Origin of the sequence: Tateyamaria omphalii (assembly GCF_001969365.1) — a bacterium.
Classification (GTDB): domain Bacteria; phylum Pseudomonadota; class Alphaproteobacteria; order Rhodobacterales; family Rhodobacteraceae; genus Tateyamaria; species Tateyamaria omphalii_A.
Window position 1 is genome coordinate 3,035,849 of sequence record NZ_CP019312.1, and the last position, 24,473, is coordinate 3,060,321.

Consider the following 24,473-nt stretch of genomic DNA (forward strand, 5'->3'; position numbering starts at 1 on the left):
GAAGCTGGCCGTACGGGTGCGCGTGTGATGGGCCTTGGGTACCGGCGGTGCTATGGCGCTGCACATGACGGATCTGATTGACGACGGGGACGGGGACCCGATTGTGTTCCTGCATGGGGCGGGTGTGGACAACGCCATGTGGGCGCCGCAGCAGGCGCATTTTCGCAGCACCCATCGCGTTATCATCCCGAACCTGCCCGGCCATGGCGGTGTGCCTGCGGTCGATAGCGTCGAGCAGATGGCAAAGGACGTGCGGGGGCGATTGGGCGCACTGGGGCTGCGCCGCTATGCGCTTGTCGGTCTGTCGCTGGGCGGCATGGTCGCGCTGGAGATGGCGGGGCGCTGGGGCGATGAGGTGTCGCATCTGGCGATGATCGAGACGGTGCCGACCGTGACCGGCAGCATGGCTGCGCGGTGGGGCATCAAGGCGTGCCTGTTGCCGTTGCTCTGTGTTCCGCCGCGGTGGATGGCGCGACTGCCGGGGCGCCATCTGGGGGCCGAAACGTCCGAGGCGGCGACGTATTTGAAAGAGACGCTGCCCCGGTTGAGCGCTGCGCAAAACCACGCCCTGCTGAGCCTTGCCACCGACTATGACGGGCGGCGGCATTTGGGCGCTTTGGCGATGCCATGCGCGGTGATGGTCGGCGAAAAAAACGTGCGTATCCATGCCCGTGCCGCTGCTCTGGCAGACGCGATACCCGGCTGTCGGCATGTGGTCTTGCCCGGTGCGGGGCACATCGCGAACCTTGATGCCCCGGAAGCGATCAACGCGGCGCTCCACGAATTACTGTCGGTGCGTTCGGATCACGTCTGATCTGCGCGGCTCAGCGCGCGGTCGCGCATCACCTCGCGCATGAACTTCGAGGCGGAGCGGTAGTGGCTGGGGCCTGTCGCCTCCACCCAGCGGCCCAGGCGCCAGGTGTTCTTGGCGCCCGTCAACGGTCCGCCATACAGCTCTGCGTCGGACCTCGTGTCTATGAAATCCAGCAAACGCGCGTGCCTGTCCCGCAACATTGCGACTGCGTCCGGCCAGCCCAGATCGGCCTGCGCGGCTCTCAAGTCCGCGTTGTAGCGTTTGAGGTCATTCCACTTGTACCCTTCGGCGGGAATGTGGACCGGCTTGCCCGCCTGCCCGTCCGCATACCAGCCAAAGAACAGATCAATCCAGTGGGCGCGGTGGCCGATGACGTCCTTGATCGAGGTGTCCTCGTCGAGCTTTTGCAAGGCGACACTGGCAGGCACCTGATCCAGCAGGATATTCAGCGTGCCGAATTCCTTGTGCGTGATGGCGGCCAGATCGGTCTTGTTTTGCGCGGCGGGCATGGCGCGGTCTCCTTTTCGCGTGGAGATGATGCGCATCATTTGTGCCTGCGCCTTGCGCCAGATCAGTTGGACATCAAAAAACCCCGGAGCGCGCAAGCACTCCGGGGTCGTCCGACAGGGAGGAGGAGGTCGGACTTGGGTCGGCTTAGTTCACGGCCTTGGCGTCCACCACGTCCGTCTCGATCGCCTTTTGGCCGGCAATCTCGATCCGGCGGGGTTTGAGGGCCTCGGGCACCTCTTTGACCAGGTCGATATGCAGCATGCCGTCCACGTGGGAGGCGCCGGTCACGACCACGTGGTCGGCCAGGTGGAACTTGCGTTTAAATGCGCGGGTGGCGATGCCGCGATGCAGGTAGGTCTTGTCCTGTTCGTCCGCCTTCCTGGCAGAAACGATCAGCGACTTTTCCTTGACCTCGACACCCAGATCGGCGTCGGAAAAGCCCGCGACCGCAATAGAGATGCGGTAGGCATCATCGTCCGTCTTTTCGATGTTGTAAGGGGGATATGTGCCCGCGTTGTTGTCCGTCGCAAGGACCCGGTCCATCAGGTCGGCGATCTGGTCGAAACCAACGGTTGCGCGGTAAAGCGGTGCAAAATCATATGTACGCATGTCATCCTCATTCTTTGAGCGATTAACGGCGGGCCTTCCGTCTTGGACAGACCCGCACGGTTGCTATGGTCGGACCCCGTTCGGGCATCCGATGACATCAATGTGGTGAGGATTTGTGGCCGTTCAAGACCCTTAGGGTTTGACGAATTTCGCGCCCGTGCTGCCGCGATTGCCGCCGCCGACTGTGATGCGGCGCAGCTTGGCCACCGGGGGTGCCACCTGCATCCGCAGCTGCCGTTTCACTTCTGTAACGCGCTGGGGCAGGACCATGCCCAGCGCGCGTTTCTGGCCCTTAATCTCGACCATGCCGGAAATGACCGAGATGATCTGCCCGCGCCCGTTCTTGTGGGTGAAGACCGGCGCGCCGGAGGAGCCGAAGGTGACGTCGCAATCAAAGAGCATCGCGTCGCGGGCCCGGTCCAGCAATTGGCATTCCTTTTGCCGGGACTGCGCGTTTTCGCGGCCGCGGCCATAGCTGACAACACTGACGGGGCCGCGCGGCACCGCGCCCTCGTGAATATAGAAAGGCGGCACATCAAAGGTCGAGACGGGGTCCGCCAGCCGGATCAGGGCCACGTCGTAGCTTGCATTCTCTGCCGTCAGCGGGCCAACCGCATCAAAACGGTCATGCGCAGAGGCGTCGGTCGCGCGGCGGGTGGCCGCGGCGTCGCCGTTTCGAAAACCGGCGCGGAAGCGGATCGTGTCAGTCGGCCAAAGCTGGTCGGTGCCGGGTTGGTAAAGACAATGCGCCGCCGTCAGCACCAGGTCGCGAGCAATCAGCGTGCCGGAGCAAAAACCGCGCCCACCGCCGAATTCGATGCGCCCGACAGCCTTCCAGCTGGCGGCGGAGTAGTCCGTGTCGAGCGTGCGCAATTGCGAGGTCTGCGCCTGCGCGACCGGAGCCAGCACAAGGGCCAGGATCAGCGCCAGCGCCTTCATGGTTTGATGAACTTCGCGCCGGTGTCGCGGCGCATCCCGCCCGAGATGCGCGGGCTGATGTCATCGCGCTGTGCGACAAGTTCCGCCTGCAACCGGGCCAGCGGCGCGCCAAGTGAGGTGCCCAGCGACACGGCCTCGCCCTCGACCTCGGCCTTGGCCGACACGACCGACACGATCTGTGCGCGGCCCTCGTCGATGACAAAGATCGGGGCGCCGGAACTGCCGAACTCGACCGTGCAAGAGGTGACAAGCAGGCCGTCCTGTTGCGCCAACACGCGGCACAGCTCTTGCAGCGACGGTGCCTCGGACCGGCCTGTCGCGTAACTGACAACCCCCACCGTTGCGCCGCGTGGCGGGCGGGCGGCGGTGTCGAAGGGCAGGATCTTGCCATCGCGGATGGGGTGTTCAAGCTCAAGCAGCGCAAGATCATTGCGCACGCCGTCGGATTTCACATGGCCCGCATAGCTGTAATCCGGATGCACCACCGCGCGGCGCACGTTGCGATAGGCCGATGCGCGCCCATTGCGCCACCCGGCCAGAAACTCGACCTGCGTGTGGTCGATCCGGTCGCCCGTTGTTTTGTCAAACAGGCAGTGCCCCGCCGTCAGCACCAGATTGGGCGCGATCAGCGCACCGGTGCAAAAGCCCGTGCCGCCGATGTTCAGCCGCCCGACCGCTTCCCATCCGGCCGCATCGGCGCCGGAATTGAGGCTGCGCAGCCGCCCATCCTGGGCCACCGCCGCAGTCGTGATCACCAGGGCCAATACCGAAAGGGCCATCCATCGGCGCATACTCATCACTCTCCGATCCCAGGGGTTGGGACGGGTTTAGGTGCGAATGGGGGCGAAATTAGGGCAAAGGTGCAATTTAGCGCAAAATCGGCACATCATTTGGGTGCCGGTCCAGCGCGGGCGGATGCGGCCCTCCGGTCGCCCAATCCAGCAGCTCGACCGTGTGCACGACGGGCACCCCAGCCGCCGACCCGATCTGCATCATGCAGCCGATATTGCCAGCGGCGATGATGTCGGGGTTCTTGGCCTCAAGCGTGCGCACCTTGCGCTCCTTGAGTTGTTGCGAAATCTCGGGCTGCATCAGGTTGTAGGTCCCGGCCGATCCGCAGCACAAATGGCTGTCGGCAGGTTCGACGACGGTGAACCCTGCATGTTTGAGCAGGTCCTTGGGATACGTCTTGATCTGTTGGCCATGCTGTAGCGAGCAGGCCGCGTGGTAAGCGATGGTCATGTCTTGCGGCGCCCCTTCAGGCAGGTCCAGCTTCATCAGCACCTCGCTCACGTCCATGGCGATGCCTGCGACGCGCGCGGCGTCTTCGGCCAGCGCGTGATTGCGAAACATGTGGCCGTAATCCTTGACCGTCGTGCCGCAGCCAGAGGTGTTGATGACAATGGCGTCGAGGCCCTCGCCGTCCATCTCCTTGGCCCAGGCGTTGATGTTCTTGGCCGCTGTGGCGTGGCTTTCATCGGCCTTGCCCATGTGGTGGGTCAGCGCCCCGCAGCAGCCCGCGCCCTCGGCCACCACAACCTCGCATCCCAGCCGAGTGAGCAGGCGGATGGTGGCATCGTTGATGTCGGTGTTCAGCGCCCGTTGCGCGCAGCCGGTCATCAAGGCGACACGCATTTTCGTCGGCGCCTCGGGCGCAAAGCTCTGCGGATCGTCATTGCGGCTGACAGGCGGGATGTGGTCCGGCGCCATCTCAAGCATGGCACGCAGGCGGGCGTCGGGCATCAGTCGCGCAAAGGGCCGCCCGATCTTGGCGCCCAGAAGCGCCACGCGAAACCGCATCGGATAGGGCAGGATGCGCGCCAGCACCCAGCGCAACGCCCGGTCCGTGAACGGGCGTTTGTAGCGGTTTTCGATGTATTCCCGTGCATGGTCCACAAGGTGCATGTAGTGCACGCCCGAAGGGCAAGTCGTCATGCACGCCAGGCAGGACAGGCACCGGTCGATATGCTTGACCACCTTCTCATCCGGGTCGCGGTCATTCTCCAGCATATCCTTGATCAGGTAGATGCGGCCCCGCGGGCTGTCCAATTCATCGCCCAGCACCTGATAGGTCGGGCACGTGGCCGTGCAAAACCCGCAATGCACGCAGTTGCGCAAGATCTCGTTCGACCGTTCGATCTTCGGGTCGGTCAGCTGTTCTGGAGTGAAGGTGGTCTGCATCTTACCTCGCCATCATTTGGGCCGCGGCAAAGCCGAACCACGGCACGGTTGTGCCCATTGCACCTGCGGCACGAACAAGGCGACGCGCACGCGGCGTTGAAACGGCCTGTCGCAAGGCACGCGCGGCCAGCACCATCACCACCACCCAGCCCAGCCAAATGAGGGTCACGCTTAGAAACACGCGCGTGGCATCCACGGGAAAGGTCAGATAGGCATCGCTGCGCAGCACAAAGCTCGCCAGCACCAGCAGCGACGCGACAAAGGCCAAGGGCCAGTGCCGCTCGGCCACGCGGTCCAGCAGAAAGAAGAGGCCGGGACCGACGACAAACGCCATGACAAAAAGGATCACAACCATCAGGCAGCCATCAGTCCAGGGTTGAGGATGCCATTGGGGTCAAAGCGCTGCCGCAAGGACGCGGTCAGCGCTGCGACACCCGGTGCCTCAGGCTGGAACACCGGAACGGCGGCGCGCACCGCCTCCGGCCCCTTGATCAGCGTCGCATGGCCGCCCATCCCGGCCACCATTGCCTGAACCTGTGCGTGGGTCGCAGCAACATCGCCACCGGACATACCGGCCCAGACAAGGCCACCGCCCCAGTCCATCAGCGCATGGGCATCCTCGGGCAAGGCCGCAATCACGGCAGGCCCGTCACTCGGCTTGACCGAGATGCGCCACACGGCCTCCGCCCCATGGAGCGGCACGGCATCGCGCACGGTCGTCCAATCCGCATCAACCTCGGCACTGTCGCCAAACCCGGCCAGCAGCTGCTTCAACTGCCCGGCGCGGTAGGCAACGGAGCCTTCAAACCCCTCAATCCGCAACCAGACCTGACCTTGCACCCAAGCGGCACCCGACACCTCGAATGGTGAGCCAAGCGCACGGCTCATCGCCTTGACCGCCTGTTCGGCATCCAGACCTTCAATAACCAGCGTCACCTCCGCCTCCACCGACGGCAACACCTTCAAACTCACCTCCGTCAACACACCCAAGGTGCCCCACGACCCGCTCATCAGCTTGACCAGATCATAACCGGTCACGTTCTTCATCACCCGACCCCCGTTCTTGACGACCTTCCCCACGCCATCGACAAAACGCACGCCCAGCGCAAAGTCCCGCGCCGCCCCCGCCATGATACGGCGCGGCCCGCTGGCGTTGGTGGCAATCACCCCGCCAATGGTCGAGGCGCCGCTGGTCCCCAGAAGTCCGGCCAGATCATAGGGTTCAAAGGCCAGGCGCTGGTTCTCTGCGGCCAGCGTCGCCTCAATCTCAGCCACTGGCGTGCCCGCCTGCGCCACAAGGGTCAACGCGCCGGGTTCATAGAGCGTCACACCGGACAGGCCCGACACGTCCAGCACCTCGCCCACCACGGGGCGGCCCACGGTGCGCGTCCCGCCACCGCGAACAACCAAGGGGCCCTTGGCCTCTGCCACCGCCTGCGCAACTGCCTCTTCTGTTCCAAGCATGTCCATCTTCTCTGGTTCAAAAAATCCCGGGGGTGAGGCGCGCTGCGCCGAGGGGGCTGGCCCCCTACTCCGCCGCCAACCGCGCCCCACGCCGCGGCTCTGACACCGCCAGCGGAAACACTTTTGCGGGGTTCAACAGCCACGTGTCGTCAAACACGTCCTTGACCGCCATCTGCGCCTCAAGATCGGCTGGCGCATATTGATGTGTCATCAGATCGCGCTTCTCGATGCCCACGCCATGCTCGCCTGTCAGACAGCCGCCCACCTCGACACAGAGCTTCAGCACCTCGGCCCCGAATTCCTCGCACAGCTCCAGATCACCGGGCTTGTTGGCGTCATAGCAGATCAGCGGATGCATGTTGCCATCGCCCGCATGGAACACGTTGCCAACGGGCAGGCCGTATTTTTCCGACATCTCGCCGATGCGGCGCAGGACATACGGCAGTTCCGACACCGGGATCGTCCCGTCCAGACACATGTAGTCGCTGATGCGCCCGATGGCCGAAAACGCCGCCTTGCGCCCGGCCCAGATCCGCGCGCTTTCATCCGCCGATGCACTTTCGCGCAAGGCCACCGGATTGTGACGCTTGGCGATGTCGGTGATCAGGGCAAGCTGCGCGTCAATCTCCGCGTCCGATCCTTCCACCTCGACAATCAGCAGCGCGCTGCATTTGGGATAGTCGGCCTTGGCAAAATCCTCGCACACCTCGATCAGCATCTTGTCCATGAACTCGATGGCGACGGGCAACACGCCCGCCTTGATGATGTCGGCCACGCAAGCGCCTGCCACCTCGGCACTGTCAAAGCCCATCAGTACGGGCCGCGCGCCCTCGGGCTTATGCAGAATGCGCAGGGTCGCCTCGGTCACGACACCCAACTGCCCTTCGGACCCGCAGATGACACCCAGCAGGTCAAGGCCCCCGACATCCAGATGCGCGCCGCCAATCTCGACCACCGTGCCGTCCATCTGGACCATGGTCACGCCCAGCAGGTTGTTTGTGGTCACACCGTATTTCAGGCAATGCGCCCCGCCCGAATTCATCGCGATGTTGCCCGCAATGGCACAGGCCAACTGACTAGAAGGGTCCGGGGCGTAAAAGAACCCGTCCGCCTCAACCGCCCCCGTCACGCTCAGATTGGTGCGCCCGGTCTGCACGCGAATAAAGCGGTTGTCATAATCCGTTTCGATCACGTCATTCATGCGCGCCACACCCAGGATCACGCAATCAGCGGTGGGCAAGGCGCCCCCGGCCAGCGACGTGCCCGATCCGCGCGGGACAACCGGCACGCCCTCGTCATGACAGATGCGCAACACGTCCGACACTTCGGCTGTGGTCGCAGGCAACACCGCCACCATCGGCGGGCAGCGATAGGCAGTGAGGGCGTCGCATTCATAGGCGCGCGTCTGTGCCGGGTCGTCGATGACGGCATCGCCGGGCAGCACACCGCGCAAGCGTTCGACCACACGCGCCTTGCGCGCCAGCACATCAGAATCGGGAATGGGCATTTCCATGAAGCGTCCTCCGTCGATTGGTAAAATAATATGACCAATTTCACCGGGATGCAATCTGAAATGCTGCGGTGTAAGACCGCAGCCATGACATGGCTTGACCGGATCACCCTTTTCACCCCGCTCGATTTCGCAGCTGTCGGCCTCTTGCTCCTGGGCTGGCTGGTGATCGGCTGGCGGATCGAACACCCCGCGGCCAAGCATCCCTCGACCTCGCAGATCATGGCCGGGTTCCGGCGCGAGTGGATGCAGCAGATGATCACGCGCCAGCCGCGCATCTTTGACGCCCAGATCGTGGCCAGCCTGCGGCAGGGCACGGCGTTCTTCGCCTCAACCTCCATGATTGCCATCGGCGGCACGCTCGCGCTGATCGGCAATGCGGAACGGCTGACCGGCATCGCAAACGATCTGATCTTGACGGAAACCCCCGCCTTCGTGTGGGAGATCAAGATGCTGATGGTCGTGCTGTTCCTGACGAACGCGTTTTTGAAATTCGTCTGGGCCAACCGGCTCTTCGGTTATGCCGCTGTGGTCATGGCCGCCGTGCCGAACGACACCGATGACCCGGTCTGCACCCCCCGCGCGGCGCAAGCGGCAGAGATCAACATCACCGCCGCCCGATCCTTCAACCGCGGCCTGCGGTCGGTCTATTTCGCCCTCGCCTGCATCGCCTGGCTTGCCGGCCCACTCACATTGATCGCCGCAACGCTGTTCACGCTGGCAGTGATCTGGCGGCGAGAATTCGCCTCAAACTCACGTACCATCCTGTTGGGCACAGACACGTGACATGACAACACAATGGCACCGCCCTAACCTGCGCCCATGAAATACTTTATCCCCCTCCTGCTGCTCGCCACACCCGCCCTCGCCGAAGACCCGGTGATCGAAAACGTCGACATCGCCAAAACTGGCACGGACACATACCGCTTCTCCGTCACGATCAGCCATCCGGACACCGGTTGGGACCACTACGCCGACGGCTGGCGGGTGCTCGACATGGACGGCAACGAATTGGGCATGCGCGTGCTGCACCACCCCCATGTGGACGAACAGCCCTTCACCCGCTCCTTGAGCGGCGTGACCATCCCCGAAGGCACAACACGGGTCCAGGTCCAGGCCCGCGACCTGCCCGCAGGCTGGAACGAGGGTACGACAATCGTCACCCTGCCAACAGACTAAGGGCTTCTTCTCTTTCCAAATACGGCGGGGTGTTCGAGGGGCAGCGCCCCTCGTCAGAAAAAATGAATCGCGTCGCCGCAAGGCGGCCTTTGGATCACACCCGATGATAAGGCGCCCCCGCCAGGATCGACGCAGCACGATAGAGCTGCTCCGCCAGCATCACCCGCACCAACATATGCGGCCAGACCATCGCTCCGAAAGACAACAGATGATCCGCCTCCGCCCGCAGGCCAGGATCAATCCCATCCGCCCCCCCGATGACAAAGGCGACATCGCCGCGCCCCGCATCCCGCCACCCGGCCAGCCGCCTGGCAAAGGCGGGCGAGCCTTCGACCTTGCCCCGCTCGTCCAGACAACAGATCAGCGCGCCCTTGGGCAGCGCACGGCGCAGCAGGGCAGCCTCGGCAGCCATGCCGCCGCCCTTGCGGTCCTCAATTTCGGTAAAGGCCAGAGGCCCCAGGCCCAACGCCCGGCCCGTGCGGTCAAAGCGGGTGACATAGTCGGACACCAAATCGCTCTCTGGACCGCCACGCAGGCGGCCCACCGCACAGATATGCACACGCATGGATGCGCGTCAGATCAGTTGGCCGCGGCAGCGCTCGGCTGCCACATCTTCTCCAGCTGATAGAACTCGCGCACCTCGGGGCGGAACACGTGAACGATCACGTCGCCCGTGTCGATCAGGACCCAGTCGCCGGTATCCTTGCCCTCGATCCGGGTCGAAATGCCGAAGGTCGCCTTCAACCGCTCCACCAGCTTTTCCGAGATCGCAGCCACCTGGCGCGACGACCGGCCCGAACAGATCACCATGTGATCGCCCATGGCCGTCTTGCCGCGCAGATCAATCTGCACGATATCTTCGGCCTTGTCGTCACCTAGGGAAGACAGCACAGCCGCAAGGATACCCTCGCTTGTGGCTTGCGTTTTGGGGGCGGCCATCATGGCCGCGGCTCCATCAGCGGCTTGAACCGCCTCAGCAGAGAATGACAGGACATCGTCCTCCTTTGTCAGCGCGCCGCCAAAACCCGCGACGCCAAGGTAGGGTAATGGTAGCAACGCTGACGTGACATTTCAATGAAACGCGGTCACGGGCAGATCTTCAGCTCTTCCAGTGCCGCCATTTCCAGCGCCTCCGCCAAGGGCGCATCGCGCAGCAAGGGCAGAAAGGCCCCACCCGCAGCAAGGCGGATATCCACCGACACGCGGGCGGTGTCGGGAATGTCAGCGGTGTCCCCGCAGGGATCAAAGTCGACACTCAGACTGCCTTTGACACCATCCGGATCGGCCGCTCTCCACGCGCGGATCTCGGCCTGCAAGGCGCGCAGGTCCGCGTGCGCGGCGGGCGCCACCTGCAACACATCGCCCACCATGATGACCGGATAGCTGCCGAACAATTCGGACCCGTCGGCGCGGCGGGCCTGCAATTCAAGGCGACCGGAGCCCGGCAACAGCCCCAAACTCTCCGGCAGATCCACCCGCAATGCGATGTCGGACGGATCGGCAGACAAAGGGTCAAGCCCGCGCATCTGGTACAGGGTGCTGGGCACAACGGTCGAACAGGCGCCCACGCCCATGGCCACGACCAACAGCGCGGCCAGAACAATCTCTTTCATCGGAATTTATCCTTTCGAATTAATTTTTATTGTTTTACAGTAATTTTTAGTAACGTGATAGGAAACACAGATGCAAGAGACTTTGATTGCAAAGCGCGCACGCCAGTTCGAATGGGCCACAATCGGCCTGCTTGTGGTTCTGGCTCTTGCCGCCATCATCGCCATTGCCGATGGCGGCCTGTCGGTCGCGGATCTGCGGGACGATTACGACATCAAGAACTTCCCCGACACACCAACGCTCTGGGCCATCACCCTGTGGCGCGTCATTGAAATCGCGTCGTACATTTTACTTCTGTGGGTGCTGTGGTCTGTGCGCGGTTGGCTTGCGGCCTGCGCCAACGGCGACACGTTCCAGCTCGACACGGCGCGCCGCGTGTTGCGCATCGGTCAGGGCCTGCTCGCCCTCGCCGTGGTCGAGATATTGGGCAACACCATCATCATCCTCGCCGTGACCTGGAACAATCCGGCGGGCGAACGCACGCTGTCGATCGCACTGGACGGGTCCGGCCTGTTCACCTTGCTGGCCGCCGCCCTGCTCACGCTTTTTGGCTACATCCAGTCCGAAGCGGCCCGGCTCATGGCCGAAAACAGGGAGTTCATCTAATGGGAATCATCGTCCGCCTGGACGTGATGATGGCCCTGCACAAGGTGAAGGGCCGCGATCTGGCCGCCCAGATCGGGATCACGGAACAGAACCTGAGCCTGCTCAAATCAGGCAAGGTCAAGGGCATCCGGTTCGAAACACTGGCCAAGTTGTGCGCGGCGCTGGAATGTCAGCCGGGCGACCTGCTCGAAGCGGTGCCGCACGACGGCGCTGACTGACCTGCATCAAACAAAAGGGGGCGCCAAGAGCGCCCCTTTTCCAGTCACCAACCGTCTTCGGTGACGATGTTGTCACTGTTCACACCAATCTCGCCCAGCGCATCCCGCATCGCATCCACATAGCCCTGCGGCCCGCAGATATAGAACATCTGCCCGGTGTCCTTCACATGCTGACGCAGAAACGCGGCATCGACATGCCCGTGATGAAGCCCATCGACCTTCTCCTCCGCCAGCACATGATCGACGGTCAGATCCTTCATCCCGTCCCATTCATCGCGCAGGATGATATCCTTGGCGTGGGTGTTGGAATAGATCAGATGGCAGCCTTCAAGAGCGCCCTGCCGCGCACGGTTGCGCAGGATCGCAATGAACGGCGTCACCCCCGCGCCTGCGGCCAGAAAGACGCCCGGCCCGTTGTCCTCGATCGCGCCGAACGGCCCGTCTAATTCAAACACGGTGCCCGGTTTGATGTCGGCCAGTTCGTCGGTCACACCCTTCTTTTCGGGATAGACCTTGATGACAAACTCAAGCTGATCGTCATCGGGCAGCGAGGTAAAGGTGAAGGGGCGCGGCGCGTCCTTCCATCCGTCACGACAGATGGTCAGTTCAGCCGCCTGTCCGGGTTCAAAATCGAAATTGGCCGGACGGCCAAAGACATAGCGGTTGGTGTCATGGGTCAGCGGCGCGACTTCCCGCAGGGTCAGTGTGTGTGGCATTGAATGTCTCCTTTGAACACCCAACGCGAGGCCCCGCATCCTGTTCCCCTGCCCCTCTGGTCAGGTCAGCGTCGCCGCAAACTGAACAAAGCGCGCCCCATCCACCGCAGGCCCATGACCAAAGGCGACCCGGCGTGGCGCCAACCCAGCCAGCTTGCGGATCGAGGCGCGGGCGGCCTCCATGTCCCACGTGGCGATGTCCAAGGGCAGGCCCAGCCGGGGCACGGTCGTGAACAGGTTCATGCCCACGGCGGCGTCCCCGGCAATCAGCACGCCATCGGACGCCCGCCAGAACGAGATATGGCCCGCCGTATGCCCCGGCGTCTCGACCACCTCGAACCCGCCCACCTTGTCGCCCTCGACCAGCGTGCGGGCCACCGGGTACCCCTCACCGGCAAAGAACCGTTGCTGCATCCGCGCCATCAACGATGTCGGGTTGGGAAAGGACCCCAGGACATAGCCCGTCTCGGCCGCCTCACGCTCGGCCCCGTGGCACATCAGCGGCAGGTTCAGCGCGCGGCAGACCTCGGCCGTGGCCCCCTGATGGTCGGGGTGCGCGTGGGTCAGCACATGGCCCCCCACCGCCTTGCCCCGCAGCGCCGCCAGCAACTTGTGCCCCGACCGCCTGATGCCCGCATCTACCAATACGTCCCCCAGCAGATAACAATTGACCGATTGGCGCGGCATCACCGGGATCTGCCACGCCCCTTCCCCGATCTGGATCATGTCCCGTCGTCCTGTTGCCCGTCCCTGTCCAACAACCGCACCTCGCGCTGCGGGAAGGGGATAGAGATGTCGTTTTCCTTAAAAGTATCCCACAACGCCAGATACACGTTGCCGCGAATATTCGTCAGACCGCCCGTGGGGTCGGTGATCCAGAAGCGCAGGATGTAGTCCACCGAACTGTCGCCGAAGCCCACGATGTGGCAGACGGGCGGGCGGCTGGACAGCACCCGCTCAACGCTCTTGGCGGCCTCAATGGCCAGCTTGCGCACGGAATGCGGATCGCAGCCATAGGATGTGCCGAAATAGATATCGAGGCGGACAAACTCGTTCGAATGTGACCAGTTCACGACCTGACCGGTGATCAGATCCTCGTTCGGGATCAGGTATTCGCGCCCGTCCCGCGTCACCACACTGGCATAGCGCGCGCCCAGCGTCTGAATCCACCCGAACGTGTCACCCAGGGAAATCACGTCGCCCGGCTTGATAGACTTGTCGAGCAGGATAATCACGCCCGACACAAGGTTCGACACCACCTTCTGCAAGCCAAAGCCGAGACCCACACCAATGGCACCCGACAGCACGGCCAGACCCGTCAGATCAATGCCCAGCGCCCGCACGCCCGCGTAAAAGGCAATGGCATAGAACACGATCTGCACCACCTTGACGATCAGCACCCGCATCGAGGGCGAGATATCCTCGTTCGACTGCACCCGGCTCGACGTGGTGACGGTGACAAAGCGCGCCAGCGCCAAAAGGCAGCCGATGATGACGACGCCCTGCACGATGAGCAGGGCGGAAATGCGCATCTCGCCAAAGCTGACGGCCGCGGCGTCCAGCAGCTCCGCCGCCTCGTCCACGACGCCCAGAATATAGAGCGTGACGTAGATCGACGCGCCATAGCGCACCATCCGGCGCAGGAACAACGACCGGATCAGCCGCGTGGCAAAGACAACCAGCAGCCACGCCGTGGCCAGGGTCGCGATGATGCCCAGCACATAGGACCGCGACGGCCACGTGACCTCGCGCATGAACCAGACCACCAGCCACACCAGCACGACAAAGAAAATCGCCCGCAACCGCTGATGCGCCACCACCAGCACACGCATGCGCCATTTCGGCCAGCCTTCGCGGGTGCCCATCCACTCCCGGATGCGCGGGCCCAGCACACGGCGCAGCAGGGCAGCCGCCAGAAAAACGACCAGCGCAATGCCAAGCTGATACGCCACCCACGGGCGCAACAGCGACGACAGCAACGTCTCGGCCTGGCCCAGCAGCAGCGTGCCCAGGGACGTGACCACCTCAAGCAGCGTCTCGCCCTCCTGGGTTTCGCCCAGCGTCGCCGCCTCTGCCGCCGAATTCAGCGCATCCGCAATCCCGTTGCCCGCGCCTTCGGTGTGGTTGCTCATCCTGCCCCTCCGCTCGGACGCAGCATGCAATGCCAATCGCACACGATCAATCGCGCTTGCTTGATCGGCGCACGGAATCCCGCTATCTGCCTCTTCATGACCCGCCTCTTCGACATGGATGACCGCGCCCGTCTGCGCGAACGCTTTTTCGGGGCGACGCACACGGTGCTGGCGCGCCTATAAGGCGGCCCACCCTCCATCCATCTCGAACACAGCCAATCCAAGGGAGAGGACCGCATGTCCCCCAAGACGCTCTATGATAAAATCTGGGATGCCCACGTCGCGCACGAGGCCGACGATGGCACCTGCCTGCTCTATATCGACCGCCACCTGGTCCACGAAGTGACCAGCCCGCAAGCCTTCGAAGGGCTGCGCATGGCGGGCCGCCCGGTCCGCGCCCCCGACAAGACCATCGCCGTGCCGGACCACAACGTGCCCACGACGGCCGGGCGCGAAGACCCCAAGAACATGACCGAGGATTCAGCCATTCAGGTCGCCGCCCTCGACAAGAACGCGCGCGACTTCGGCATCCACTACTATCCGGTGTCCGACGTCCGCCAGGGCATCGTCCACATCGTCGGCCCCGAACAGGGCTGGACGCTGCCGGGCATGACGGTCGTGTGCGGTGACAGCCACACGGCGACCCACGGTGCATTCGGCGCGCTCGCCCACGGCATCGGCACATCCGAAGTCGAACACGTGCTCGCCACCCAAACGCTGATCCAGAAGAAATCGAAGAACATGAAGGTCGAGATCACGGGCAAACTCCGCCCCGGCGTCACGGCCAAGGACATCACCCTGTCCGTCATCGGTGAAACAGGCACCGCAGGCGGCACCGGCTACGTCATCGAATATTGCGGCGAAGCCATCCGCGACCTGTCGATGGAAGGCCGCATGACCGTCTGCAACATGGCGATCGAAGGCGGCGCACGCGCGGGCCTCATCGCACCGGACGAAAAGACCTATGACTACGTCAAGGGCCGCCCCCACGCCCCCAAGGGCGCGCAGTTCGAAGCAGCCCTTGCGTGGTGGAAAACCCTCTACTCCGACGACGACGCCCACTGGGACAAGGTCATCACGATCAAGGGCGAAGACATCGCGCCGGTCGTCACATGGGGCACCTCGCCCGAGGACGTGCTGCCGATCACGGCCACCGTGCCATCGGCGGATGACTTCGAAGGCGGCAAGGTCGGCGCGGCGCAACGCTCGCTCGACTATATGGGCCTGACCCCCGGCACACCGCTCTCGGATATCGAGATCGACACCGTCTTTATCGGGTCCTGCACCAACGGTCGGATCGAGGACTTGCGCGCCGCCGCCGAAATCCTCAAGGGCAAGAAGATCAAGGTCAAACGCGCCATGGTCGTCCCCGGCTCGGGCCTCGTCCGCGCGCAGGCCGAGGAAGAAGGGCTTGCAGACATCTTCAAGGAGGCCGGTTTCGAATGGCGCCTTGCGGGCTGTTCCATGTGCCTCGCGATGAACCCGGACCAGCTGGCCGAGGACGAGCGCTGTGCCTCCACCTCCAACCGCAACTTCGAAGGGCGGCAGGGCTACAAGGGGCGCACGCACCTCGTGTCCCCCGGCATGGCGGCGGCGGCGGCAATCACCGGCAAGCTGACGGATGTCCGCGAACTGATGTGAGGCAGCATATAGCGGCGCCACGCAACACGCACGAGCCACTCGTAAAAGTTGCATGACGCCGCCAATCGCCTACGGTGACGCGCATTGAAATTTGCACATTGCGCATCACGAAGGAGTTCACACATGGTCTTCAAAGTCTTGTCCTGCGACGGCGGCGGTATCCGCGGATACATGACCGCCCGCATCATCGACGCATTGAACACGCAAACCTATGGCCAGCTTCTGTCCGAGGTCGACGGCCTGTTCGGCACATCGACCGGCGGGCTGGTGTCCATCGGCCTTGCCGTGGGCATGACACCGGAACAACTGCGCGAAGTCTACCGCGATCAGGCGGGCACGATCTTTACACCCAACGGCATCTTCGATGCGTCATTGGGCAGCGGGCCGGGGATTTTCGAATGCCAATACGTGGCGACTGGCCTGCATGACGTCATGTACGCCTATACGCAGGACACGACATTCGGCGCCCTCTCCACAGACAAGCTCCTGTGCGTGAACACGGCGCAATTGCAGGACACGACGCTGCCGCACCCGCGCTGGCAGCCCAAGACGCTGAACAACCGGGGTATCGACACGCCCGCATCGGTCAAGCTGATCGACGCGGCACTCGCAACCTCGGCCGCGCCCACCTATTTCCCGCCGCACCTGATCGACGGCATGGGGTATTTTGCGGATGGCGGCACCTTCGCCAACAATCCGCTGCTCAACGGGATCAACGTCGCCCAGCGCGCGCACCTGATCAGCGACATCGCACAGGTCAGTGCCATCTCCATCGGCACGGGCGTCTTGAAAACCGGCATCGCCCAAGACGCCGTGCCACCCCCGCTGGACTGGGGCGCGTTGCCCTGGCTGCGCCCGCGCGAGGCGGATGACGTAATCCCGTCCACCGCACTTTTGAACCTCGCGCTTGATTTGTCGGCGGGCAATATCAGCGCGCTGGCCGCTGGGCTGATGGGGGACAAGGTGATCCGGTTGGACCCCGTGCTCGACACGCCAGTGCCGCTCGACGGCTATTCGATGCAGGATTTCACCACCATGGACACTGCGGTGGACGCTCTCATCGCATCGCAAGAGTTCGAGGACGCGAAAAACGCGGTCCTGCAATGGAAGGCGTCAGCGCAATGACCGCGATGATGACCCGCCTACGACGCCTTGCGCACCTCGCTGTCGGACTTCAGCACCTCGTCGCCGTCCTCCTGCGCGATCTTGTAGGCCGGTTCATCCTCGCTCGCGTCGCGGGTCACGTCGCTGCCCTTGATCTTGAGCGTTGTCTTCTGGGTATAGACCTTGACGATCTTGCCGGTCCCCGTGCCGTTGCCCCAGTCCCATTCCACCTGCGTGCCTTCGCTGTATGACATGACCAACTCCGTTTTTCATAGCGTCGGCACTCAAACGTCAGGGGCCCGCATCGGGTTCCGCTCTCCACCGGTGTACGGCCTGTGCACAGGTTGTGCATACATTGTGCACAGGCCCTCCGCTGCGCCGCACCACAAGATGTAGGGTGGGGGTTCACCCTGCCGCAAACCTCCGAAAGGTTAACAGAAATGGACAAATTCGAAACACTCACAGGGATCGCGGCGCCCATGCCGCTGGTGAATATCGACACCGACATGATCATCCCCAAGCAATTCCTGAAAACGATCAAGCGCTCCGGCCTTGGCGCGAACCTCTTTGACGAGATGCGCTTTGACCGTCAGGGCAACGAAATTCCGGACTTCGTGCTGAACCAGGACGCCTACCGCAACGCCGAGATTCTGGTCGCTGGTGACAATTTCGGCTGCGGCTCGTCCCGCGAACACGCGCCGTGGGCGATCAAGGATTTCGGCATCCGTTGCGTCATATCCACCTCATTTGCCGACATTTTCTACAACAACTGCTTCAAGAACGGCATCCTGCCCATCGCCCTGCCACCCGAAGCCGTCGACGTGTTGATGAAGGATGCCGAGAAAGGGGCCAACGCCCGCATGACCGTCGATCTGGAAAAACAAACGGTGACGACCTCGGATGGCGAGAGCTTCAGCTTCGAGGTGGACGCCTTCAAAAAGCACTGCCTGCTGGAAGGTCTCGATGACATCGGCCTGACCATGGAAAAGGCCGCAAGCATCGACACGTTCGAGGCGCAAGCGGCCCAGGCACGTCCGTGGGTGTGACCGCGCATTAACCAGTTAATGCTATCAAAGAGGCTGCGGCTATGCCTCTCTCGGGGCGCAAACACAACATCTTGCGCCCCGCCAAAATCCCGCCGTAGAAATGATGCACAAACGCACCACACCCACCCTCAAAAAGCCAGATCATTAACCTTTGATTAACCCTGAGCTTGAGACACCGGGGCAATCACGGCACAAATGTGTCGAGAATGAGGCACCCGCCTGACCCGGTGGGATCAAGTTGGAACAAGTACGCGGCAACGTATCGCGGCTGGCCAGTTTGAAGGGATCGAGAAACGTGATTGCACGAATGTCAGGCGCTGTGATGCGCGGATTATTGGTGGCTTTGATGATCGCCATACCTGGGCTTGTCGTGCCGGGTGTGTCGATGGACGCATCACAAGCCACTGTTTTGATTGCGCTTCTTGCTGCGATCATGACCTTCATCGAATACAACGCGCGCAGCCCCAGCATCGTGGAGTTCCGCGATGCCGCCCCGTTCAACCGCCTTCGTTTCGTGGCGTTGCTGACGACCGTTTTCCTGCTCAGCATGATCTGCCGGGGCAAGACAGACCCGACGCTCCTGACCAATGCACTGACCTCGGTCGGCACGATCATCGGCAACAGCATCGACTTCCCCTACAGCCCGGTGCGGCTGGTGGTTCTGATGCTGCCACAGGACTCGCATGACAGCATCGTGCAGTCGGTCCGCACCGCCGCTGGCCTCTCCTACCTGATCTCCCTGACCGCCATGGCGATGTTCCTCTTCCTCGTCCGCGTGCTGGGATGGCCGTCCCGCAATGGCTCCTTCAACGTCTGGGTCAACCTGCCCCTCTTCGACCCAACAGCGGGCGGCGATGTGCTTTACCGACTGAACCGCGACGCGCGGATCAACATCGCACTCGGGTTCCTCTTGCCCTTCCTCATTCCGGCGGTGGTCAAGATGGCCGCAGACCTGCTAAACCCGATCACGCTTGAGAACCCGCAAACCCTGATCTGGACGATGAGCGCATGGGCCTTTCTTCCCGCCAGCATGATCATGCGCGGCATCGCGATGCAGCGGATCGCCGACATGATCAAGGACCAGCGCAAGCGGGCCTACGCCAACGCCGACGCGGATATGCTGCTGGCCTGATCGCAGCCTTCATGGCCCTCGCAGCGGGGGCCATGGCGCAAGCGGACACGATCCGCATCGCGACGTACAACACCGAATTGCAACGCGACGGACCGGGCCTGTTCCTGCGCGATCTTGCGCGCGGCGAGGATGATCAGATCGACGCGGTCCTGGCTGTCATTGCCCGCGCAGACGCCGATGTGCTGGCCCTGCAAAGCATTGACTATGATCTGACGGGCGAGGCGCTCAGCCGCTTTGCCAAGGCTGCCGGATACCCCCACCATTTCGCCCTACGCCCCAACACCGGCTTGCCAACCGGCCTCGACATGGATGGCGACGGACGGCTTGGCGGACCGCGTGACGCGCAGGGCTATGGTCGTTTTTCCGGTCAGGGTGGTATGGCGATCCTGTCCCGGTTTCCGTTTGATCCCAACGGGGTACAGGATCTGTCGCCCCTTCTGTGGACAGACCTGCCCGAAGCCTTGCTTCCTGAGGTGAACGGCGCACCATTCCCGTCCGCAGAGGCGCAAGCCGCCCAGCGCCTGTCGACCACGGGGCATTGGATCGTACCCATCCAGACGACAAGCGGCCGGTTCGACCTGATGACCTTCCACGCCAGCCCACCGGTTTTTGACGGACCCGAAGATCGCAACGGCAAACGCAACCATGACGAAATCCGCCTGTGGCAGCACATGCTGGACGGCACCGTCGGCACCGCGCCCACGGGCCCGTTCATCATTGCGGGCGACGCCAACCTCGACCCAAATGACGGCAGCGGGCTGAAGCCGGCCATACGCACCCTGCTGGCCGATCCGCGCCTCACCGATCTGTCCCCGCGGGGACACGCGGGCACGGACACCGTCGATTGGACCGATCCGGTTCCGGGCGACCTGCGCGTCAGCTATATCCTGCCCTCGACCCATTGGCGCGTGGTGGACAGCGGTGTGCTATGGCCGGACCCCGACGATCCCTTTGCCGAAACCGTTGCCACGGCCAGCCGTCACCGCCTTGTTTGGGCCGACCTGGCCCTTGACCCTGCGGGCGGTGGTGAGTAGGCGAAACCCCAAGCAATCAAAGGAGTTTCGCCCATGTCCAATCCGTCGATCTTGATCCTGCCCGGCGACGGCATCGGCCCCGAAGTCATGGACCAGGTGGTGCGTGTCATCGACTGGTACGGCGCGAAACGGGACCTGGCATTCGACGTGTCCACGGACCTTGTGGGCGGAGCGGCCTATGACGCGCATGGCGTGCCGCTGCACGACGACACGATGGCCAAGGCACAAGAGGTCGACGCGGTTCTGCTGGGTGCGGTGGGCGGCCCGAAATACGACGATCTGGATTTTTCGGTTAAGCCAGAGCGCGGCCTGCTGCGTCTGCGCAAGGAAATGGACCTGTTCGCCAACCTGCGCCCCGCGCAGTGCTTTGACGCGCTGGCCGACTTCTCGTCCCTGAAAAAGGATGTCGTCGCCGGCCTCGACATCATGATCGTCCGCGAGTTGACCTCAGGCGTCTATTTCGGTGAGCCGCGCGGCATTTTCGAGGAAGGCAACGAACGCGTCGGCATCAACACCCAAAGATATACGGAAAGCGAGATTGAGCGCGCCGCCCGCTCGGCATTCGAACTGGCAATGCGCCGCAACAAAAAGGTCTGCTCGATGGAGAAGGCCAACGTGATGGAAAGCGGCATCCTGTGGCGTGAGGTCGTGACCAAGGTGGGCGAGGACTACCCCGAGGTCGAACTAAGCCATATGTATGCCGACAACGGCGCGATGCAGCTGGTGCGCGCGCCCAAGCAGTTCGACGTGATCGTGACTGACAACCTGTTTGGCGACATCCTATCCGACTGTGCCGCCATGCTGACCGGATCGTTGGGCATGTTGCCGTCTGCAAGCCTTGGCGCACCGATGGCCAATGGACGCCCCAAGGCGATGTACGAACCCGTCCACGGCTCGGCCCCGGACATCGCCGGGCAAGGCAAGGCGAACCCGATTGCCTGCATGCTCAGCTTTGCCATGGCGCTGCGCTATTCCTTTGACCAAGGTGACGAGGCTGCGCGACTGGAACAAGCCATCGAAACGGTGCTGGCAGATGGCGCACGCACGGGCGACCTGATGGGACCGGAGGGCGGCACACCCTTGTCCACCGCAGAGATGGGCGACGCGATCCTCGCCGCCCTCGACGCAAGCCTGTAACACTTGGCTCGGCGCGCGGTAGGTTTTCCGTGCGCCGCGCCGACCCACCGAACCGGGCCGCCCGCGCGATCCGGGCTGAATTTTGAGCAAAGGGCGGTTTCTCACCCAGCGCAGGGTCCGCACGTGTGGACAATCCCTCTGGTGTCGCTATTGAACCAGAGAAACCACCAAAGAAACCATCGCCATGTCCGCAAATGCCAAAGGGGCCGTGCTGGCCCTGATCGCCTTCGGGCTGTTTTCAACGCACGACGTGTTCATCAAAACACTGGGCGCGACCTATTCGCCGATCCAGATCGTGTTTTTCAGCGTGCTGCTCAGCTTTCCGCTGGCCACCATCATGCTGATGCGGGACGCCAAGCCCGGCACGCTGGTGCCGGTGCATCCCTGGTGGATGGCTGTTCGTACGATTGGCGCGGTGATCACCGGCGTATCGGCGTTCTATGCCTTTTCCAACCTGCCGCTGACGCAGACCTATGCGATCCTCTTTGCAACGCCCTTGTTGATCACGGTTCTGTCTATTCCGATCCTTGGGGAAAAGGTGCGGCTGCCCCGCTGGCTGGCGGTGATCGTCGGGCTGTTGGGCGTCATGGTGGTGCTGCGCCCCGGCACGACCGATCTGACCCTGGGCCATGCAGCCGCCATCGTCGCTGCATTCTCCGGCGCCTTTGCCTCTATCGTCGTCCGCAAGATTGGGGCCGAGGAACGCACGGTCGTTTTGCTGCTCTATCCGATGGTCGGGAATTTCCTTGTGATGGGGGTTGCCCTGTTCTTTGTCTACCAGCCGATGCCCGGCGAGCACCTGGCCATGCTGGCCGTCATCTCCGTCATGGCGTGGATCGCCGGACGGTTCATCATCGCAGCCTACCAGACGGGCGAGGCGGCGATTGTCGCGCCCATGCAATATTCACAGATCCTGTGGGCGACGGCCTATGGCCTGATCTTCTTCGACGAGACACCAGACATCTATACCGGCATCGGCGCGGCGATCATCATCGCCTCGGGCCTGTTCATCGTGTTCCGCGAAAGCACATCCGGAAACTCCGAAAACACGCCCGTGTTGCGCACGCGCAGCCGCATCGGGACGCCCGGCACGTTCCGGGTCAGCAGCCTGATGACCAGCGGACGGTTCCGCGACAAGCCCCTTGCCAACGAACGCCTGCCAGAGTAATTCGCCCGGCACGGTCGGAGTGTAGCTCAGCCTGGTAGAGCACTGTCTTCGGGAGGCAGGGGCCGGAGGTTCGAATCCTCTCACTCCGACCATATCCTCAGATACTAATGTCCGTGACTGTCCGGCTTACTGTTGCAGCACGTTGGCCAAACAGCGCGCCGCTCACAGCGACCGGGCGACGTAGGATCGCAGCATGTGCGCATCGTAGAGCGGCATCGCGACCACTTCGTCTCCGATCTCGCTCACGGCAGGCGACAGGTAGCGGATGTTCGGGGCCGATGTCCGACACCCTGCCCCGACCTGAAGGCCACCGCCCACATGGCTGCGCGACAGTAGCCCGTGGGCAAGCATGTCTTCCGTCAGCGGGTCAAAGCGGGATCCGGGCCCGGCGCCCGCGCAATTGACCACGAAGCCGGTCTTGATCTGCTGCTTGTTGCCGCCTTCATCCGTCACGACAACCTCCGCGCCGCGGTCCAGGGGCCGGACTTCCTGAACCAGCCCTTTGACCACGCGCGCTTTGCCCTCGCGTACGAAACGGTTCATGTCCTGGATCGTGTCGCGTGTGCCGCCGCGCAACCAGAAACGCAGCGCACCGGGCACCTTTCGGGCCTCTTCGACATCGGGCAAGTAGCCCGACAGAGGGTTCTGCAGGAAGTGCGCGCGGAACCCGGCACGGATTTCGCGCATTTCATCGCCCTCTGCCAGCGCCTTGTCGATTTCGCGCCGCACCTCGGACAGGAATGTCTCAGCGGTCTGGTGGCCGCTGCAGAACTCCGGGACGGTCAGCTTGCGCGGCAAGCGCGGCACAAGCGGTGTGGGTATTTCACCGTCGGGCGCACAGGCGACGAACTTCAATTCCTCTTCGGGGATCAGGCTTTGACACAGCCGCAGCACATCGAGCATCGCGGCGTTGCCGCCGATGCAGAAGATCTCGGTCCCGGCCTTGATATGTTCCGCGATACGCGCCTCAAACCCGAAGACCGAGGGCGTGCTGAAAGGGCCATCGTCCCCCTTGATGCGCATCGTCGACGGCCCGCCGGGCGCCACGTCGACCGACTGCGCGCTCAGTTCGCGCCCGCTTTGCGTGGTGATTGTCACCCGATCCTCTGCCACGTTCAACGCTGTCGCGACATCGTCCATCAGCGTGACACCAACACCACGCGCATCAAAGGCCGAGATCAGGTTGCGCGCCTGCTCTTCCATATAATCGCCATAAAACTCGCGCGGGGCGTTCACCCCGTACAGATCATCGTTTTGCACGAGAGGGGCCGCTGCCCCCAACCAATCCGGTGAACGGTTTTGCATCTGTTCCGAGATGGCGTCCCAGCGGTTTGCCAGCCACTTGGCAAATTGCGGATCAATGTCGTCGGCCGGTGAATTGAGCAGATAGGCAAAGCGCCACGGCGTGTCCGCCTCACCCTTCGCATAGGCCGCACCGCGTCCGAGCTCCGCCGCCTGTTTGCCGACGACTATGATTTGATCAAAATTTCGCTTCTGCGCCGCCTCGAGAAAGGCGAGCGCAGTGATGCCATCGCCCACAATAACATGGGTATGGTCGCCTTTAGGGCGCGGAAAACCTTGCTCAATTTTGGACATCGCACGCACATGTCACGAGAGCATCTGCCAAGTCAACTCTTGCCGTATGGAGGTCGAAGGGTCGCATCCAAACATACCGGTGTCGTGAAAGCACTGGACAGCACTGTCCAGTACGGCCCACGGTGA

Annotated in this window: 28 protein-coding genes and 1 tRNA gene; 13 read left to right on the forward strand and 16 right to left on the reverse strand. The window is 63.1% G+C overall.

Annotation, left to right across the window (positions count from 1 at the left end; translation table 11 throughout):
• Positions 1-64 precede the first annotated feature (64 nt).
• Positions 65-814 carry an alpha/beta fold hydrolase gene (locus BWR18_RS15175; RefSeq protein WP_172839394.1) on the forward strand — a complete coding sequence of 250 codons (750 nt, stop codon included), beginning with the start codon at positions 65-67 and terminating at the stop codon, positions 812-814.
• On the opposite strand, the gene BWR18_RS15180 is transcribed toward BWR18_RS15175, so the two are convergent.
• The 8 genes from BWR18_RS15180 to BWR18_RS15215 all read right to left on the reverse strand — a co-directional run bounded on the left by BWR18_RS15180 (position 805) and on the right by BWR18_RS15215 (position 8,030).
• Complete coding sequence (locus BWR18_RS15180) at positions 805-1,323, reverse strand: ClbS/DfsB family four-helix bundle protein (RefSeq protein ID WP_076630346.1); 519 nt, start codon at positions 1,321-1,323, stop codon at positions 805-807. The genes BWR18_RS15175 and BWR18_RS15180 overlap by 10 nt on opposite strands.
• Positions 1,324-1,468: 145 nt before the next feature.
• Entirely contained in the window at positions 1,469-1,933 is a 465-nt protein-coding gene (locus tag BWR18_RS15185) for an Hsp20 family protein (protein ID WP_076629297.1), read from the reverse strand.
• Between the two features lie 132 nt (positions 1,934-2,065).
• The gene (locus BWR18_RS15190) at positions 2,066-2,872 is read right to left on the reverse strand and encodes a trypsin-like serine peptidase (protein WP_076629298.1); all 807 of its coding nucleotides are present in this window, start codon (positions 2,870-2,872) and stop codon (positions 2,066-2,068) included.
• The gene (locus BWR18_RS15195; protein WP_076629299.1) at positions 2,869-3,663 is read right to left on the reverse strand and encodes a trypsin-like serine peptidase; all 795 of its coding nucleotides are present in this window, start codon (positions 3,661-3,663) and stop codon (positions 2,869-2,871) included. The genes BWR18_RS15190 and BWR18_RS15195 overlap by 4 nt, the downstream gene beginning before the upstream one ends.
• 76 nt (positions 3,664-3,739) lie before the next feature.
• Positions 3,740-5,053 (reverse strand): glycolate oxidase subunit GlcF, encoded by a 1,314-nt coding sequence (glcF, locus tag BWR18_RS15200; protein ID WP_076629300.1) that lies wholly within the window; start codon positions 5,051-5,053, stop codon positions 3,740-3,742.
• Between the two features lies 1 nt (position 5,054).
• Positions 5,055-5,408, reverse strand: coding sequence for a hypothetical protein (locus BWR18_RS15205; RefSeq protein WP_076629301.1), 354 nt, complete (start codon positions 5,406-5,408; stop codon positions 5,055-5,057).
• A complete protein-coding gene (gene glcE / locus BWR18_RS15210; RefSeq protein WP_076629302.1) occupies positions 5,408-6,523 on the reverse strand; it encodes a glycolate oxidase subunit GlcE in 1,116 nt (371 codons plus the stop codon). Before glcE ends, BWR18_RS15205 begins: the two co-directional genes overlap by 1 nt.
• A 58-nt stretch (positions 6,524-6,581) precedes the next feature.
• On the reverse strand, positions 6,582-8,030 hold the full coding sequence (locus BWR18_RS15215; RefSeq protein ID WP_076629303.1) for an FAD-linked oxidase C-terminal domain-containing protein: 1,449 nt from the start codon (positions 8,028-8,030) through the stop codon (positions 6,582-6,584).
• Between the two features lie 84 nt (positions 8,031-8,114).
• Between BWR18_RS15215 and BWR18_RS15220 the strand changes: the two genes are divergently transcribed.
• Both BWR18_RS15220 and BWR18_RS15225 read left to right on the forward strand, forming a co-directional pair.
• Complete coding sequence (locus tag BWR18_RS15220) at positions 8,115-8,813, forward strand: DUF599 domain-containing protein (RefSeq protein ID WP_076630347.1); 699 nt, start codon at positions 8,115-8,117, stop codon at positions 8,811-8,813.
• A gap of 36 nt (positions 8,814-8,849) precedes the next feature.
• Complete coding sequence (locus BWR18_RS15225; protein WP_076629304.1) at positions 8,850-9,206, forward strand: hypothetical protein; 357 nt, start codon at positions 8,850-8,852, stop codon at positions 9,204-9,206.
• 94 nt (positions 9,207-9,300) lie between these two features.
• Here the strand turns inward: BWR18_RS15225 and rlmH are convergent, their stop codons facing one another.
• The 3 genes from rlmH to BWR18_RS15240 are packed head-to-tail and all read right to left on the reverse strand — an operon-like array spanning position 9,301 to position 10,819.
• Positions 9,301-9,771, reverse strand: coding sequence for a 23S rRNA (pseudouridine(1915)-N(3))-methyltransferase RlmH (rlmH, locus tag BWR18_RS15230; protein WP_076629305.1), 471 nt, complete (start codon positions 9,769-9,771; stop codon positions 9,301-9,303).
• A 14-nt stretch (positions 9,772-9,785) separates the two neighbouring features.
• Positions 9,786-10,262, reverse strand: coding sequence for a ribosome silencing factor (gene rsfS, locus BWR18_RS15235; protein ID WP_438873637.1), 477 nt, complete (start codon positions 10,260-10,262; stop codon positions 9,786-9,788).
• Positions 10,263-10,291: 29 nt separating this feature from the next.
• The gene (locus tag BWR18_RS15240) at positions 10,292-10,819 is read right to left on the reverse strand and encodes a hypothetical protein (RefSeq protein WP_076629306.1); all 528 of its coding nucleotides are present in this window, start codon (positions 10,817-10,819) and stop codon (positions 10,292-10,294) included.
• A gap of 70 nt (positions 10,820-10,889) precedes the next feature.
• Here BWR18_RS15240 and BWR18_RS15245 point away from each other — a divergent pair, with 70 nt between their 5' ends.
• Positions 10,890-11,423 (forward strand): hypothetical protein, encoded by a 534-nt coding sequence (locus BWR18_RS15245; RefSeq protein ID WP_076629307.1) that lies wholly within the window; start codon positions 10,890-10,892, stop codon positions 11,421-11,423.
• Positions 11,423-11,641 carry a helix-turn-helix domain-containing protein gene (locus BWR18_RS15250; RefSeq protein ID WP_076629308.1) on the forward strand — a complete coding sequence of 73 codons (219 nt, stop codon included), beginning with the start codon at positions 11,423-11,425 and terminating at the stop codon, positions 11,639-11,641. Before BWR18_RS15245 ends, BWR18_RS15250 begins: the two co-directional genes overlap by 1 nt.
• Positions 11,642-11,685: 44 nt before the next feature.
• Here BWR18_RS15250 and BWR18_RS15255 read toward each other — a convergent pair whose 3' ends face one another.
• Genes BWR18_RS15255 through BWR18_RS15265 form a run of 3 tightly spaced genes read right to left on the reverse strand, consistent with a single transcriptional unit; the run spans position 11,686 to position 14,489 of the window.
• Positions 11,686-12,357, reverse strand: a complete 672-nt coding sequence (locus tag BWR18_RS15255; protein ID WP_076629309.1) for an FAD-binding oxidoreductase — start codon at positions 12,355-12,357, stop codon at positions 11,686-11,688.
• Positions 12,358-12,417: 60 nt separating this feature from the next.
• Entirely contained in the window at positions 12,418-13,083 is a 666-nt protein-coding gene (locus BWR18_RS15260) for an MBL fold metallo-hydrolase (RefSeq protein WP_076629310.1), read from the reverse strand.
• Complete coding sequence (locus BWR18_RS15265) at positions 13,080-14,489, reverse strand: mechanosensitive ion channel family protein (RefSeq protein WP_083957722.1); 1,410 nt, start codon at positions 14,487-14,489, stop codon at positions 13,080-13,082. The genes BWR18_RS15260 and BWR18_RS15265 overlap by 4 nt, the downstream gene beginning before the upstream one ends.
• Before the next feature lie 237 nt (positions 14,490-14,726).
• Between BWR18_RS15265 and leuC the strand changes: the two genes are divergently transcribed.
• Both leuC and BWR18_RS15275 read left to right on the forward strand, forming a co-directional pair.
• Complete coding sequence (gene leuC, locus BWR18_RS15270; protein ID WP_076629311.1) at positions 14,727-16,130, forward strand: 3-isopropylmalate dehydratase large subunit; 1,404 nt, start codon at positions 14,727-14,729, stop codon at positions 16,128-16,130.
• A 123-nt stretch (positions 16,131-16,253) separates the two neighbouring features.
• Positions 16,254-17,255 (forward strand): patatin-like phospholipase family protein, encoded by a 1,002-nt coding sequence (locus BWR18_RS15275; RefSeq protein ID WP_076629312.1) that lies wholly within the window; start codon positions 16,254-16,256, stop codon positions 17,253-17,255.
• A 17-nt stretch (positions 17,256-17,272) separates the two neighbouring features.
• Here BWR18_RS15275 and BWR18_RS15280 read toward each other — a convergent pair whose 3' ends face one another.
• A complete protein-coding gene (locus BWR18_RS15280) occupies positions 17,273-17,488 on the reverse strand; it encodes a DUF2945 domain-containing protein (RefSeq protein ID WP_076629313.1) in 216 nt (71 codons plus the stop codon).
• Positions 17,489-17,674: 186 nt separating this feature from the next.
• Between BWR18_RS15280 and leuD the strand changes: the two genes are divergently transcribed.
• The 6 genes from leuD to BWR18_RS15310 all read left to right on the forward strand — a co-directional run bounded on the left by leuD (position 17,675) and on the right by BWR18_RS15310 (position 22,843).
• On the forward strand, positions 17,675-18,280 hold the full coding sequence (leuD, locus tag BWR18_RS15285) for a 3-isopropylmalate dehydratase small subunit (protein ID WP_076629314.1): 606 nt from the start codon (positions 17,675-17,677) through the stop codon (positions 18,278-18,280).
• Between the two features lie 322 nt (positions 18,281-18,602).
• On the forward strand, positions 18,603-19,412 hold the full coding sequence (locus BWR18_RS15290; RefSeq protein WP_254684876.1) for a hypothetical protein: 810 nt from the start codon (positions 18,603-18,605) through the stop codon (positions 19,410-19,412).
• Positions 19,413-19,423: 11 nt separating this feature from the next.
• Positions 19,424-20,446 carry an endonuclease/exonuclease/phosphatase family protein gene (locus BWR18_RS15295; protein ID WP_157598801.1) on the forward strand — a complete coding sequence of 341 codons (1,023 nt, stop codon included), beginning with the start codon at positions 19,424-19,426 and terminating at the stop codon, positions 20,444-20,446.
• Between the two features lie 33 nt (positions 20,447-20,479).
• On the forward strand, positions 20,480-21,583 hold the full coding sequence (leuB, locus tag BWR18_RS15300) for a 3-isopropylmalate dehydrogenase (protein WP_076629316.1): 1,104 nt from the start codon (positions 20,480-20,482) through the stop codon (positions 21,581-21,583).
• Between the two features lie 184 nt (positions 21,584-21,767).
• A complete protein-coding gene (locus BWR18_RS15305; protein WP_076629317.1) occupies positions 21,768-22,751 on the forward strand; it encodes a DMT family transporter in 984 nt (327 codons plus the stop codon).
• A 15-nt stretch (positions 22,752-22,766) separates the two neighbouring features.
• A tRNA-Pro gene (locus tag BWR18_RS15310) sits at positions 22,767-22,843 on the forward strand.
• A gap of 70 nt (positions 22,844-22,913) precedes the next feature.
• On the opposite strand, the gene BWR18_RS15315 is transcribed toward BWR18_RS15310, so the two are convergent.
• Positions 22,914-24,347 (reverse strand): FAD/NAD(P)-binding protein, encoded by a 1,434-nt coding sequence (locus BWR18_RS15315; RefSeq protein WP_076629318.1) that lies wholly within the window; start codon positions 24,345-24,347, stop codon positions 22,914-22,916.
• Positions 24,348-24,473: the final 126 nt, after the last annotated feature.